A 13,044-nucleotide genomic window follows, 5' to 3' on the forward strand; every position below is an offset into this window, starting at 1 on the left:
CAATCCTGCTCACCTCAGGGAACGCACCTTGGCCATCTTCGAACCGCTCGCCACGCCGCACCACTGGAAGCCCACCGCGCTGGCGGCGGGGCCGTTCGCAGGCCTGCAGGGCGGGGCGGTCGCGAGCCTGCTGACCGCCGAGGTCGAGGCGATGGCCGACGCGCGCAACTGGGGCACCGCGATCTCAGCGTCAGCCTGGTTCCTGCGGCCGACCCCGATGGCCGAATTGCGCACCCAAGTCACCGTCCTGACCGAGGGCGGCCGGGTCAGCGTCGTCGACAACACGCTCTGGCCGGCAGGCGAGGCGCAGCCCACCGCGACGGTGCGCGTGACGCTGCCGCGCGAACGTGCCGTCGAGGTGCCGGGCCTGGATGGAAGTGCAGGCGACCCGGTCGATCCCACGGCCTTTCCGTTGCGCAACCTGCGCGCCGTCCATGGCCATGGCCGCAGCTGGTTCATGGATACGATGGAAGCCCGTGTCGGCGGCGACGTTGCCTGGTTTCGAATGCACCATGACGTGACGACCGGTGCCGGCCCGCTGGCGCGGGTGCTCGGTCCCGCCGACTGGACCCATGGCATCGCGCGCCCAGTCCAGAACGTGGTGGCCGACCCCAATCCGAACCTTGCGGTGCAGCTGTTCAGGCCACCGCGGGGCGCGTGGATCGGTGTTCGCCCCGAGGCGCGCTGGCGCCCGGAGGCCGGGCTTGGCGTCGGCAGCGGGGTATTGCTCGATGTGGTTGGCGAGATCGGCCGGGGTCTCGATGTCGGTCATTCTCGTGCCCTTTCCGAAAACCGCACCTGTTACCGCGCCGGGTTCCGCGGCCGGTTAACCCTAATTATTCCGTCAACTGTCTGTGGGATCACAAAAATAGCCCGCGAACCATGCTCTGGTCGGCGCGACTTGAAATGGACGATGGCCGCAAACGCCTATACAAGGTGGTCATCACGTAACGCTTTTGTTTGCAGAGAACAGTTTTCATGGCAGCCGCGCCCGCTGTCCGGCGTTCCGAACTGGCTGAGGCGCTGCGCGCATGTCGCAGTGCCTTCGTCGGCGTCGGTCTCATCAGCTGCATGATCAACCTGTTGTATCTGACAGGTTCGATGTTCATGCTGCAGGTCTACGACCGCGTGCTGCCGAGCCGCAGTGTTCCGACCCTGGTCGGCCTCGTGGTCATCGCCGCGGTGCTCTACATCGCCCAGGGCGTGCTCGATCTCTTGCGCGGACGGATCCTCGGCCGCGTCGGCACCTCGCTCGACGAGGCGCTCAATGCGCGGGTGTTCGACACCATCGTGCGGCTGCCGCTGATGGCCGGCAATCGCAGCGAGGGCCTGCAGCCGCTGCGCGATCTCGACAATGTGCGCTCCTTCCTCGGCAGCATGGGTCCCGGTGCGTTCTTCGACCTGCCCTGGCTGCCGTTCTACATGGCGATCTGCTTCGCGTTCCATTGGCTGCTCGGCGTCACCGCGCTGGTCGGCGCCGTCATTCTGGTGACGTTGACGCTGATCACCGAATACATGTCGCGCTCGCCGGCCAAGGAAGCGATGTCGCTCGCGGCGCGGCGCAACGATCTCGCCGCCTCCAGCCGCCGCAACGCCGAGGTGCTCGTGGCGATGGGCATGGCTGGGCGCATGAACAAGCGCTGGAACGAGGCCAACGAGGAATATCTCTCCGGCAACCAGCACGCGAGCGACGTCACCGGCGGGCTCGGTGCGGTTGCCAAGGTGCTGCGCATGATGCTGCAGTCCGCGGTGCTGGCGGTCGGTGCCTATCTCGTGATCCACCAGGAGGCCACCGGCGGCATCATCATCGCCGGCTCGATCCTGAGCGCACGGGCGCTGGCGCCGGTCGATCTCGCGATCGCGCATTGGAAGGGCTTTGTCGCTGCGCGGCAGAGCTGGCAGCGGCTCAACCGCCTGCTGCAGCAGATTCCGGCGCGCCCCGAGCAGACGCTGCTGCAGGCGCCCGAGAAGAAGCTTTCGGTCGAGGCGGTGACCATGGTTGCGCCCGGCGACCAGCGCGCCATCGTGCAGGACATCACCTTCGCGGTCGAAGCCGGCAGCGGCGTCGGCGTGATCGGTCCGAGCGGTTCCGGCAAGTCGTCGCTGATCCGGGCGCTGGTTGGCGTCTGGGTGCCGGCGCGCGGCAAGGTACGGCTCGACGGCGCCGCGCTCGACCAGTGGTCGTCGGACGAGCTCGGGCGCCATGTCGGCTATTTGCCGCAGGACGTCGAATTGTTCGCCGGCACGGTGGCGCAGAACATCTGCCGGTTCGATCCCGACGCCAAGTCCGACGGCATCATTGCCGCGGCCAAGGAAGCCGGCGTGCACGAGATGATCATCAAGATGCGCGAGGGCTACGACACCCAGGTCGGCGAGCAGGGCACCGCGCTCTCCGCCGGTCAGGCGCAGCGCGTCGCGCTGGCGCGCGCGCTCTACGGCGATCCGTTCCTGATCGTGCTGGATGAGCCGAACTCCAACCTCGACAGCGAAGGTGACGAGGCGCTGACCCGTGCGGTGCGTGGTGCCCGCGAACGCGGCGCCATCGTCATCGTGGTCGCGCACCGGCCGGTCGGCATCGAGGGCGTCGACCAGCTGCTGGTGCTGAAGGACGGTCGCATGCAGACCTTCGGGCCGAAGGAGACCGTGCTCGCCCAGGTGCTGCAGCGCGTCGCGCCGCCGGTGCCGACGCCGATCAAGATCGTCGCCGATGCGGGGGCGGCCAAATCATGAGCGATCGCATGACCGATCAGCCGCGCAACGCACGTCTCTCGATCCGCAAGCACCTGATCGTCGGCCTCGTCGTGGTTCTGGTTCTCGGCGGCGGCGTCGGTGGCTGGGCGACCACGGTGCCGATCTCCGGCGCGCTGATCGCGCCGGGCTCGGTGGTGGTCGAGTCCAACGTCAAGAAGGTGCAGCATCCGACCGGCGGCGTGGTCGGCGAGGTCCGGGTGCGTGACGGCGACGTGGTCAAGGCGGGTGATGTCGTCGTGCGCCTCGACGAGACGGTCGTGAAGGCGAGCCTTGCGATCGTGGTCAAGACGCTGAATGGTCTCTATGCGCGCGCGGCCCGGCTCGAGGCCGAGCAGCGGGGCAACGACAAGATCGCCTTCCCGCCGCAGCTCACGGAGCAGGCCAAGGATCCCGACGTTCGCGACATCATGGCGAGCGAATCCAAGCTGTTCGAGGTGCGCGTCAACGGCCGCAGCGGCCAGAAGGCGCAGCTGCGCGAGCGCGTCACCCAGCTCAACGAGGAGATCTCCGGCCTGCAGGCGCAAGAAGCCGCCAAGGACAAGGAGATCGCACTGGTGCAGCAGGAGCTGGTCGGCGTCCGCCAGCTCTATGAGCAGCATCTGGTGCAGCTCACCCGCCTGACCACGCTGGAGCGGGACGCGGCGCGGCTCTCCGGCGAGCGCGCGCAATACATCGCCTCGCGCGCCCAGGCCAAGGGTAAGATCACCGAGACCGAGCTGCAGATCATCCAGGTCGACAAGGACATGGTCTCCGAGGTCTCGAAGGACCTGCGTGAGACCAACGACAAGATCGGCGAGTTTGTCGAACGCAAGGTGACCGCCGAAGACCAGCTTCGCCGCATCGACATCCGCGCGCCGCAGGACGGTGTCGTGCTGCAGTCGACCGTGCACACGGTCGGCGGCGTCATCACCGCAGGCGACGCCATCATGATGATTGTGCCGAAGGCCGACGATCTGTCGGTCGAGGCCAAGGTCAACCCGCAGGACATCGACAAGCTGCAGGTCGGACAGAAGACCGTGCTGCGGCTCTCCGCCTTCAACCAGCGCACGACGCCCGAGCTGAACGGCGTCGTCACCCGCGTCTCCGCCGATGTCAACACCGACCAGCGCACCGGGCAGAGCTACTACACCATCCGCGTCTCGATGCCCCCGGAAGAGGTCGCGCGCCTCGGCAGCGAGGTCAAGATCATCCCCGGCATGCCGGTGGAAGCCTTCGTCCAGACCGGCGACCGCACCATGCTGTCGTATCTGATGAAGCCGATGAGCGACCAGTTCATGCGCTCGTTCCGCGAGAAGTGAGTTTTCGCGCGCCGCATTGCTCCGCTGATTGATCGTCCACGAATCTCTCCCCCGCGTCGTCCCGGCGAAGGCCGGGACCCATTACCCCAGGAATGAGTTATGATGCAGGGTGTGGCCATAGCGCGCGACAGCAAGCGTAGCCCGGATATGAAGCGAAGCGAAATCCGGGAACACTCGCGCCGCGGACAGAGCTGCCCCGGATTGCGCTTCGCTCCGTCCGGGCTACAGGCTTCTTAACCCAAAGCGGAACTCTTTCCGCACGTCGTCCCGGCGAAAGCCGGGACCCATAACCACCGCAGGTCATTGAGGCGCACCGCTGTGGCCCCAGGCTCTTGAACGCTGGCAGTGGTGGTTATGGGTCCCGGGTCGCGCTTCGCTTGGCCGGGACGACGGTGGAAAATTATTGCGCCAAATTCCTCAGCAGCAACTCCAGCGCCGCCTTGGCGAACGCCTGCATGTTGGCCTGCCGGTCGCCGCTGGCGGTTTCCAGGGTGATGACCTGCTGCTGCGGGCCGGCGACCGCCATGCAGCTGTGACCGGCGGCATCGCCGTAGCGGTTGCCGGTCGGGCCGGCGGCGCCGGTTTCCGACAATCCCCAATCGGTCGCGAGGCGTTCGCGGATCTGGCGCGCGAGCAGCTGAGCATAGGGTTCTGACGACGAGCGGAGACCGCGCATCGCGTCGTCGGAAATGTCCATCAGCGCACGCCGCGCGTCGCGGGTGTAGATCACCCCGCCGCCGAGGAAGTAGGCCGATGCTCCGGGCACCGCGAGCAGCGATGCGGAGATCAGTCCGCCGGTGGAGGATTCCGCGACCGCAATCGTCTGCTTGTTCGCGATCAGTTTCGCGGCGACCTGCTCAGCGATGGATATGAGTGCGTTCATCGGCGCTCTTTCTCGTTATTTGCCATGAAAATCCTGTAGGGCGTTCTGCCTTCCTAGCACACCACACCGGCCTCTGCCGAGTTGCGGATCGCAGCATGGACTGCTTGAATGGCGGACAACAACCAAGCGGCGCCCGACAGTTGTTGTGAGAGCGTGCGTGCCGGAGGAAACACCATGACGTCGTCGATCGCGGGCGGCGTGGATTGCGATCTGCATCCCGCCGTGCCTCACCTCACCAGCCTGCTGCCGTACATGAACGATTACTGGCGCGACCAGGTGACGACGCGCGGCATGACGGATTTGATCTCGCAATCCTATCCCACCAATTCGCCGATCTCGTCGCGGCCGGACTGGCGCCCCGCGCAGGGCAAGCCGGGCTCGAGCCTTGTCGACATGCAAAGCCAGGCGCTCGACAGGTTCGGCACCGCCTACGGCATCTGCAATCCGCTCTACGGCGTGCAGATGGTGTTCTCCGAAGACATGGCGGATGCGTTCTGCCGCGCGCTGAACGACTGGCTGGTCAACGAATGGTTCGACAAGGACGATCGCCTGCGCGGCTCGATCGTGATTCCGGTGCAGAGCACCGACAAGGCGGTCGCCGAAATCGAGCGCTGCGCGCGGGACAAGCGCTTCGTGCAGGTGCTGATGCTCGTGATGGGCGACATGCCGCTCGGCAAGCGTCACTATTGGCCGATCTACGCGGCGGCGGAACGGCACGGCCTGCCGATCGGCATCCATGCCGGCAGCGCCTATCACAATCCGCCGACCTCGGTCGGCTGGGGCTCCTACCACATCGAGGATTACGTCGCGCAGGCGCAGGCGTTCCAGACCCAGCTCACCAGCCTGATCGTCGAGGGCGTGTTCGCGCGCCATCCAGCCTTGAAGATGGTGATGCTGGAGTCCGGCTTCACCTGGCTGCCGCCGTTCCTGTGGCGGCTGCACAAGTTCTGGCGCGGCGTGCGCATGGAAACACCGTGGGTCGACCGCGCGCCTCTGGAGATTGTGCGCAGCAACATCCGTTTCTCGCTGCAGCCGGTCGACGCACCGCCGGAAGGCGACACCCTGAACCGGCTGTTCGACCATATGCAGTCGGACGAATTGATCCTATTCTCGACTGACTATCCGCATTGGCAGTTCGATGGTGACGAGGTGCTGCCGAAGGGGTTGTCGCCGGATCTGGTCCGCAAGATCATGATCGACAATCCGCACGCAACCTACGGACGGTTGAAGGTGAAGGAGATGACGCCATGAACATCCAGGTTCGGGAACGTCCCGAGGCGGCCGCGTCGACCGGCATCAAGACCGCGATCGCCGATTGCGACATCCATCCGGCACGCGCGACCAAGGACGAGCTGCATCCTTATCTGGCCAAGCGCTGGCACAGCCATCTCGAAACCTTCGGCGTCCATGCCTATCAGGGCATGATGGAAGGCCCGCCCTATCCGAAGGCGCAGCCCAACGCCTCGCGCCGCGATGCCTATCCGCCGGAGGGCGGGCCGCAGGGTTCGTCGCTGTCCTTCATGCAGAAGCAGCATCTCGATCCCAACAATGTCGCGCTCGGCGTGCTCAACCCGCTCAACACCGGGCAGGGCATCCGCAACCAGGATCTCGCCGGCGCGATCTGCTCGGCGATCAACGACTGGCAGATCGAGAAATGGACCAGCAAGGACTTGCGCCTGAAGGGCTCGGTCGTCGTCGCCAACGAAGACGGCGTGTCGGCTGCGGCCGAAATCCGCAAGCGCGCGGGGGACACGAATTTCGTCCAGGTGCTGCTGCTCAGCCGCAATGTCGAGCCGCTCGGCCAACGCCGCTACTGGCCGATCTACGAGGCGGCGCAGGAGGCAGGATTGCCGATCGGCGTGCACGCCTTCGGCTTCGGCGGCAACCCGATCACCGCATCGGGCTGGCCGAGCTATTACATCGAGGAGATGGTCGGCCATTCGCAATGCCAGCAGACCGCGCTGGCGAGCCTGGTGCTCGAAGGCGTGTTCGAACGCTTCCCGAGATTGAAGATGGTGATGGTCGAGGCCGGCTTCGGCTGGGCGCCGTCGCTGGCCTGGCGGCTCGACAAGGTATTTGCGCGGCTGCATGCCGAGGTACCGCATCTGAAGCGCAAGCCGTCGGAGTACATCCGCGACCACATCTGGTGGACGACGCAGCCGGTGGAGGATCCGGAGAGCCGCGACCATCTGTTCCAGACCATCGAGTGGATCGGCTGGGACAGGCTGCTGTTCGCGACAGACTATCCGCATTGGGATTACGACGAGCCGTCGCGCGTGCTGCCGGCCGGCGTCAGCGATGCCAACCGCCAGGCGTTCTATCTCGACAATGCGAAGCAGCTGTACGGCGTCGCATGATCCGGAAAAGTGGGAACCGGTTTTCCGAATCAGATCATGCGTGAGAAGAATTGATGGCGCGTCATGTGATTGCCCCGGTGGACGAGTTGCCGCCGGGGTCGCGAAAATTCTTCGAGATCGACGGACGGCCGATCGCCGTGTTCAACGTCAAGGGCGAGTTCTTCGGCCTGTTGAACCGCTGCCCGCATCAGGGCGCGGCGCTCTGCGAGGGCCCGCTGATCGGGCTGGCGTCATCCTCCGATCCCGGCGAGATCGAATACACCAAACTCGGCGAGATCCTGCGCTGCCCCTGGCATGGCTGGGAGTTCGACATCCGCACTGGCCAGTCCTATTGCGACCCGCGTCGCTTCCGCGTACGCGCCTATCCGGTCAGCGTCGAGCCGGGCACCAATGTGGTGAAGGGGCCGTATGTCGCCGAGACCATCAAGGTCGCGGTGGAGAGTGATTACGTGGTGGTGGACCTCTAACCAGTTGTCATTCCGGGGCGCCGCGAAGCGGCGAGCCCGGAATCCACTCCACCACTTGTTCTATGGCCCGATGGATTCCGGGCCTGCGCCTCCAGCGCATCCCGGAATGACGGGATGCGGGTAAGCCAGCGTAGCGCAACCCCACCCACTAATCACTCCGCCATCATCTGCCGTTCCCGCGCGTAGCGCACCAGCGCGACGAAGCGGTAAATGCCGTGCACGAATTTTCCGTAGGGCATGGTGATGAACAGCGCGAACACCACGCCGAGGTGTAGCGCGAGCAGCGGACCCATCGCCGCGCTCTCGCGCCACAGCAGCAAGGCGAGGCCGCTGATGCTGGTCAGGAACAGCATCAGGATGAACGCGGTGTCCATGCCCATCTGCTGCTCGTCGACCAGCACAGGGTCGCGCTTCCATTTCTCTGACAAGAGGCCGATCGGGCCGACCACGAGCCCGATGCCGCCGAGCGTGCCGAGCACCACAGGCAGATCCCACCACGCATAGGGCGCCTCGCGCGCCAGCAGGTAATGATACAGCGTGCCGACGCAGGTCGCGGCGAAGCACAGCGCGAAGCCGTAGAAGGTGAAGTGGTGATACAGCTTGCGGCGGTCGGTCGGATGATCGTCCTCGTTGAAGCAACCGACGCCGCCACCGTCGAGATAGCGGAGCTCGCCGGCATCGCGCATCGCCTGCAACAGCGATTTCGGGTCCGTTTTCATGCCAATGGGCTCGCCGATCGCGCGCCAGAACGCGCGCACGCCCATCATCAGCGCCAGGATGGCGTAGAGCAAAGCGGCGCCGAACAGCAGCGCCATCGCATTGTGCGGCATCAATTTGTAGAACGCGCCGGGCCCGGTGTGGATGCCATAGAGCACGCCGGGGTCGTTGATCGCGGCGAAGCCGAAGATGAAGGCGGCGACGCTCAGCGCCGCGATCAGGCTGATGAAGAGGCCGTTGCGCGCAAACGCACCGGCGAAGGCGCGCGGCCAGGCATAGGCGGCATAGGATTCGGCGCGCGCCACCGCCAGCGTCTTCGGCACATTGACGTTGAATTCGTGCGGCGGGGAGAACTGGCAGTCGGTATAGCAGGCGCCGCAGGCATGGCAGAGATTGGCGAGATAGTTGAGGTCGCCGTCGGAGAAGGCGCGGCGCATCTCCATCGCGGGAAACACCGCGCACAGGCCCTCGCAATAGCGGCAGGAATTGCACACCGTCATCAGACGGTCGGCTTCCTGCAAGATCCTGGTCCCGTGCATCTCGCGAGCCTTGCCCTCAGTTCCGCGCATTCTTCGCCGCTTCCCGCCCGGCGACGCGGCCGAACACGCTGCCGATGGTCATGCCGATGCCGGCGGCGTAGCCCTTGCCGAGCACGTTGCCGGCCATGATCTCGCCGGCGGCGAACATGTTGGCGGACGACTTGCCGTCCTTCATCAGCATCCGCGATTGCCTGTTCACGCGGGTGCCGAGATAGGTGAAGGTGATGCCGGGCCGCACCGGATAGGCGAGATAGGGCGGCGTCTCGATCCTGCGCGCCCAATGCGTCTTCGCCGGTGTGATCCCTTCCGTGCGGCAGTCGTCGAGGATGGTGTGGTCGAACGTGCCGGGCTGCACCGCAGCGTTGAACCCGGTGATGGTCTGTTCCAGTGCGGCGGCGTCGAGCTCGAGCTTGCCGGCGAGTTCGGCAATCGTCGCGCCTGCGATCGGCGGAAACAGCGTCGGCATGAAGCTCGTCACGACAGTCGAGTCGAAGATGATGTAGGCGATCTGGTCCGGCTGCGCCGCGACCAGGCGGCCCCAGATCGCATAGCGCTTCGGCCAGATGTCCTCGCCCTCGTCGTAGAAGCGCTCGGCATGCTTGTTGACGACGATGCCGAACACGACCGAATCGTGACGGGTAATGATGCCGCCGTCGAATTTCGGTGCGCGCGCGTCGATCGCTACCGCATGGCACTGCGTGGGATCGCCGATCTCCTGCACGCCCTTGGCCAGCAGCATCTTCAGAATCGCGCCGCGATTATACGGCGTGCCGCGGATCAGGAAATTGTCGGCGGCCTCGCCCCAATATTGCTTCAGCCATTCGATATTGGCCTCGAAGCCGCCGGCGGCCGCGACCAGTGTCGAGGCGCGCACCTCGGTCCTGCCGCCGACCGGCTGCTTCAGCTGCGCCGAGAGGAACATGCCGTCCTCGATCTTGAGATCGATCACCTCGGCATCGTAGAGGATGTCGACGCCGAGCTCCTCGGCTGTGCGATACAGCGCGTTCAGCATCGCGCGGCCGCCGCCGAGGAAGAACGAATTGGTGCGGCCGAGGCTCAAGGTGCCGCCGAGCGAGGGCTGCCAGCGCACGCCCTGTTCGACGATCCAGTTCAAGATGTCCTTGGACTCGTGGATCATGAAGCGGGCCAGTTCCTCGTCGGTCTGGCCGCCGGTCACCAGCAGCAAATCCTGCCAGAATTCCTCCTCGGTGTAGGGACCGGTAAGGATCTCGGTCGCCGCGTCATGGGCGCAGCGCATGTTGCGGGTGTGGCGGGTGTTGCCGCCGCGGTAGAATTTTGGCGCGCCTTCCAGCACCAGCACGGAAGCGCCGGCGCGCCGTGCGCTGATCGCAGCACAGAGCGCGGCGTTGCCGCCGCCGATCACCAGCACGTCGAACCTGCGCGTCAGATCAACCATGCGCTCTTGTTATCGTTGTTGGCATGGAAAGCAACATGCCGGGGCAGGCGATCGGCCTGCCCCAGATGCAATGCAGACGATCACGCCGCGACCGTCGCGCGCTGCTCGATGGTCTGGCCGTCGCGATAGACGATCAGCGCGGCAACAATGCCGAGCACGGCCGCGCACATCAGCCAGTAGCCGGGCGAAGCCTTGTCGCCGGTCTGCTGGATCAGCCAGGTCGAGGCGAACGGCGTGAAGGTGCCGAACAGCCCGGCCGCCAGCGCAAAGGCCAGCGAGAAGCAGGTGGTGCGGACATGCGCCGGCACGATCTCGACCAGAGAGCCCAGCATGGTGCCGCTGTAGACGCCGAAATAGAACGAGAACATCATCTCGACCGCCAGCATCTTGCCGAAGCTTGGATTGGTCACCAGCCAGTGCAGCGCCGGATAGGCCGTCACCAGCGACAGGCCGGCGATCGCCAGCAGTACCGGCTTGCGGCCGATCCGGTCCGACAGCGCGCCGCCGACCGGATTCCAGATGAAGTTGGTCACTGCGACCAGCAACGTCACCAGCAGCGCATCCTGGGTCGAGAGCTTCAGCACGGCCTTGCCGAAGGTCGGCGTGTAGACGGTGACGAAGTAGAACGTCGTGGTGGTCAACACCGCGATCATCATGCCGAGGATGACGATGCGCCAGTTGGCGAGCGCCGAGGCAAACACCTCGCTTGCCGTCGGATGCGTCTTCATCGCCAGGAATGCCGGGGTCTCCTCCAGCGTCCGGCGCAGGAAGAAGATCACCGGGATGATCAGGCAGCCGACGAAGAACGGGATGCGCCAGCCCCAGTCCGCGACGGTTGCGGCCGGCATGCTCTCGCTCAGGATGAAGCCGAGGATCGAGGCGACGAAGATCGCGACCTGCTGGCTCGCCGACTGGAACGAGGTGTAGAAGCCGCGGTTGCCGGGCGTGGCAATCTCCGCGAGGTACACCGAGACGCCGCCGAGCTCGACGCCGGCGGAGAAGCCCTGCAGCAGGCGGGCAAGCAGGACGATGATCGGAGCGGCAATGCCGATGCTTGCATAGGTCGGGCAGATCGCGATCACCACGGTGCCGACCGCCATGATCGCCAGCGTCACTATCAGGCCCTTGCGGCGGCCGATCTTGTCGATGTAGGCGCCGAGCACGATGGCGCCGACCGGGCGCATCAGGGCGCCGAGCCAGAACACACCGAAAGCATTGAGCAGCGCCGCGGTCTCGTTCTCGGAGGGGAAGAAGGCCTTGGCGATCAGGGGCGCATAGAAGCCGAACAGGAAGAAGTCGAATTGCTCGAGGAAATTGCCGCTGGTCGCGCGCAGGATGGCGCCAAGACGCGACTTGATTTGCGGGACTTGTGGTGAACTCGACTGCGACATAACGCCTTTTCCTTCCCCGAAACAAAAGGGCCGGCGAAAATTGTCTCGCCAGCCAAGGCAGTTACCCTGCCATGTGCGGCAATTTGGCACGCCTGTCCGGCGCGACCAACCCCGAAATCGCGCCGCCGCCATCGGAAAAAAGCCGTAGGTGGAAATCTGGTGGAACCGCTTTCGAGCGGAGCTTGAGCGCAGCGTACGCCGCTTCAAGGCGCGGTATGTGCCGCGGCGCCGAGCCAGGACCGGAACGCGGAGAGTTTTGGCGTATCGGCGCGCCCCTGCGGCGACACCAGATAGAAGCCGGCATCCGCCGGCAGCGCGATCTTGAAGGGAACCACGAGCCGGCCCTTGGTGATGTCGTCCTGCACATAGGAGGTGCGGCCCATCGCGATGCCGATCCCGTCGATCGCGGCCTGGAGCGTCACGAACAGGAGGTCGAACGTCACGCCCGGCTGTTTGGAGACGTCGGTCGGCAGACCCGCCGCGGTCAGCCACAGCCGCCAATCGTCGCTGTTGGCGTTGCTGGTGTGCAACAGCACGTGATCCCTGAGATCCTCGGGGCAGTTGAGCGGCTTGCTTCCCTGCAGCAGCGAGGGGCTGCACACCGGAAACAGCTCGTCCGCCATCAGCCAGTCCGCGCGCAGGCCGGCCCATTGGCCGCGGCCGTAGCGAATCGCGGCGTCGACCTTGTCGCGGTGGAAATCGACCAGACTGGTCGAGGTGGTGATGCGGACGTCGATGCCGGGATGCGCCTCCTGGAATGCCGACAGCCGCGGCAGCAGCCATTTGGCGGCGAGCGACGCCAAGGTCGAGACCGTCAGCACGTGATCGTCGTCCCGGCGCAGCAGCCGATCGGTCGCGAGCCGGAGGTCGTTGAAGGCGGCGCGGACGCCGGGAAGGTATTCGGCGGCCTCCGGCGTCAGGCTCAGCGACCGGTTCTGGCGGATGAACAGGCGGACGCCGAGTTCCTCCTCGAGCCGCCGGATCTGATGGCTGATCGCGGTCTGGGTCACGTTCAGTTCGGACGCCGCCAGCGTGAAGCTCATATGCCGCGCGGCGGCCTCGAATGCCCTCAGGCCGTTCAGCGAAGGCAGGCGGCTGGTCATGCCAGAAAGGTCTCCTAATGCATGACGTTAATTCATGCGAAGCGGTACAAAGTGTCGTTTGTGAACAGGCCGAATAGCTCCGATATTACCGCCAACAGGTTACCGATAGGAGCCGCAAATG

11 protein-coding genes are annotated in these 13,044 nt (G+C 65.4%); 6 read left to right on the forward strand and 5 right to left on the reverse strand.

The window, feature by feature from the left end; genetic code table 11:
* Nucleotides 1-28: 28 nt before the first annotated feature.
* Genes HAP48_RS18665 through HAP48_RS18675 form a run of 3 tightly spaced genes read left to right on the forward strand, consistent with a single transcriptional unit; the run spans nucleotide 29 to nucleotide 4,049 of the window.
* Nucleotides 29-1,075, forward strand: coding sequence for an acyl-CoA thioesterase domain-containing protein (locus HAP48_RS18665; protein ID WP_224496506.1), 1,047 nt, complete (start codon nucleotides 29-31; stop codon nucleotides 1,073-1,075).
* Complete coding sequence (locus tag HAP48_RS18670; RefSeq protein ID WP_166211591.1) at nucleotides 979-2,730, forward strand: type I secretion system permease/ATPase; 1,752 nt, start codon at nucleotides 979-981, stop codon at nucleotides 2,728-2,730. The genes HAP48_RS18665 and HAP48_RS18670 overlap by 97 nt, the downstream gene beginning before the upstream one ends.
* Nucleotides 2,731-2,738: 8 nt before the next feature.
* On the forward strand, nucleotides 2,739-4,049 hold the full coding sequence (locus HAP48_RS18675; protein ID WP_029077976.1) for an HlyD family type I secretion periplasmic adaptor subunit: 1,311 nt from the start codon (nucleotides 2,739-2,741) through the stop codon (nucleotides 4,047-4,049).
* A gap of 400 nt (nucleotides 4,050-4,449) precedes the next feature.
* Here the strand turns inward: HAP48_RS18675 and HAP48_RS18680 are convergent, their stop codons facing one another.
* The gene (locus HAP48_RS18680) at nucleotides 4,450-4,932 is read right to left on the reverse strand and encodes a CinA family protein (protein ID WP_166211588.1); all 483 of its coding nucleotides are present in this window, start codon (nucleotides 4,930-4,932) and stop codon (nucleotides 4,450-4,452) included.
* A 174-nt stretch (nucleotides 4,933-5,106) separates the two neighbouring features.
* Between HAP48_RS18680 and HAP48_RS18685 the strand changes: the two genes are divergently transcribed.
* The 3 genes from HAP48_RS18685 to HAP48_RS18695 are packed head-to-tail and all read left to right on the forward strand — an operon-like array spanning nucleotide 5,107 to nucleotide 7,756.
* Complete coding sequence (locus tag HAP48_RS18685) at nucleotides 5,107-6,183, forward strand: amidohydrolase family protein (protein ID WP_166211585.1); 1,077 nt, start codon at nucleotides 5,107-5,109, stop codon at nucleotides 6,181-6,183.
* Nucleotides 6,180-7,289 carry an amidohydrolase family protein gene (locus HAP48_RS18690; protein WP_166211582.1) on the forward strand — a complete coding sequence of 370 codons (1,110 nt, stop codon included), beginning with the start codon at nucleotides 6,180-6,182 and terminating at the stop codon, nucleotides 7,287-7,289. Before HAP48_RS18685 ends, HAP48_RS18690 begins: the two co-directional genes overlap by 4 nt.
* A gap of 53 nt (nucleotides 7,290-7,342) precedes the next feature.
* A complete protein-coding gene (locus HAP48_RS18695) occupies nucleotides 7,343-7,756 on the forward strand; it encodes a Rieske (2Fe-2S) protein (protein ID WP_029077972.1) in 414 nt (137 codons plus the stop codon).
* A 152-nt stretch (nucleotides 7,757-7,908) separates the two neighbouring features.
* On the opposite strand, the gene tcuB is transcribed toward HAP48_RS18695, so the two are convergent.
* From tcuB to HAP48_RS18715, 4 genes are all read right to left on the reverse strand, one after another.
* On the reverse strand, nucleotides 7,909-9,012 hold the full coding sequence (gene tcuB / locus HAP48_RS18700; protein WP_166216262.1) for a tricarballylate utilization 4Fe-4S protein TcuB: 1,104 nt from the start codon (nucleotides 9,010-9,012) through the stop codon (nucleotides 7,909-7,911).
* A gap of 16 nt (nucleotides 9,013-9,028) precedes the next feature.
* On the reverse strand, nucleotides 9,029-10,429 hold the full coding sequence (gene tcuA / locus HAP48_RS18705) for an FAD-dependent tricarballylate dehydrogenase TcuA (RefSeq protein WP_175612316.1): 1,401 nt from the start codon (nucleotides 10,427-10,429) through the stop codon (nucleotides 9,029-9,031).
* A gap of 80 nt (nucleotides 10,430-10,509) precedes the next feature.
* Nucleotides 10,510-11,820, reverse strand: a complete 1,311-nt coding sequence (tcuC, locus tag HAP48_RS18710) for an MFS transporter (protein WP_166211579.1) — start codon at nucleotides 11,818-11,820, stop codon at nucleotides 10,510-10,512.
* Between the two features lie 203 nt (nucleotides 11,821-12,023).
* Nucleotides 12,024-12,923 (reverse strand): transcriptional regulator GcvA, encoded by a 900-nt coding sequence (locus HAP48_RS18715; protein ID WP_166211576.1) that lies wholly within the window; start codon nucleotides 12,921-12,923, stop codon nucleotides 12,024-12,026.
* Between the last annotated feature and the right edge of the window lie 121 nt (nucleotides 12,924-13,044).

The organism is Bradyrhizobium septentrionale (genome assembly GCF_011516645.4).
GTDB lineage: Bacteria > Pseudomonadota > Alphaproteobacteria > Rhizobiales > Xanthobacteraceae > Bradyrhizobium > Bradyrhizobium septentrionale.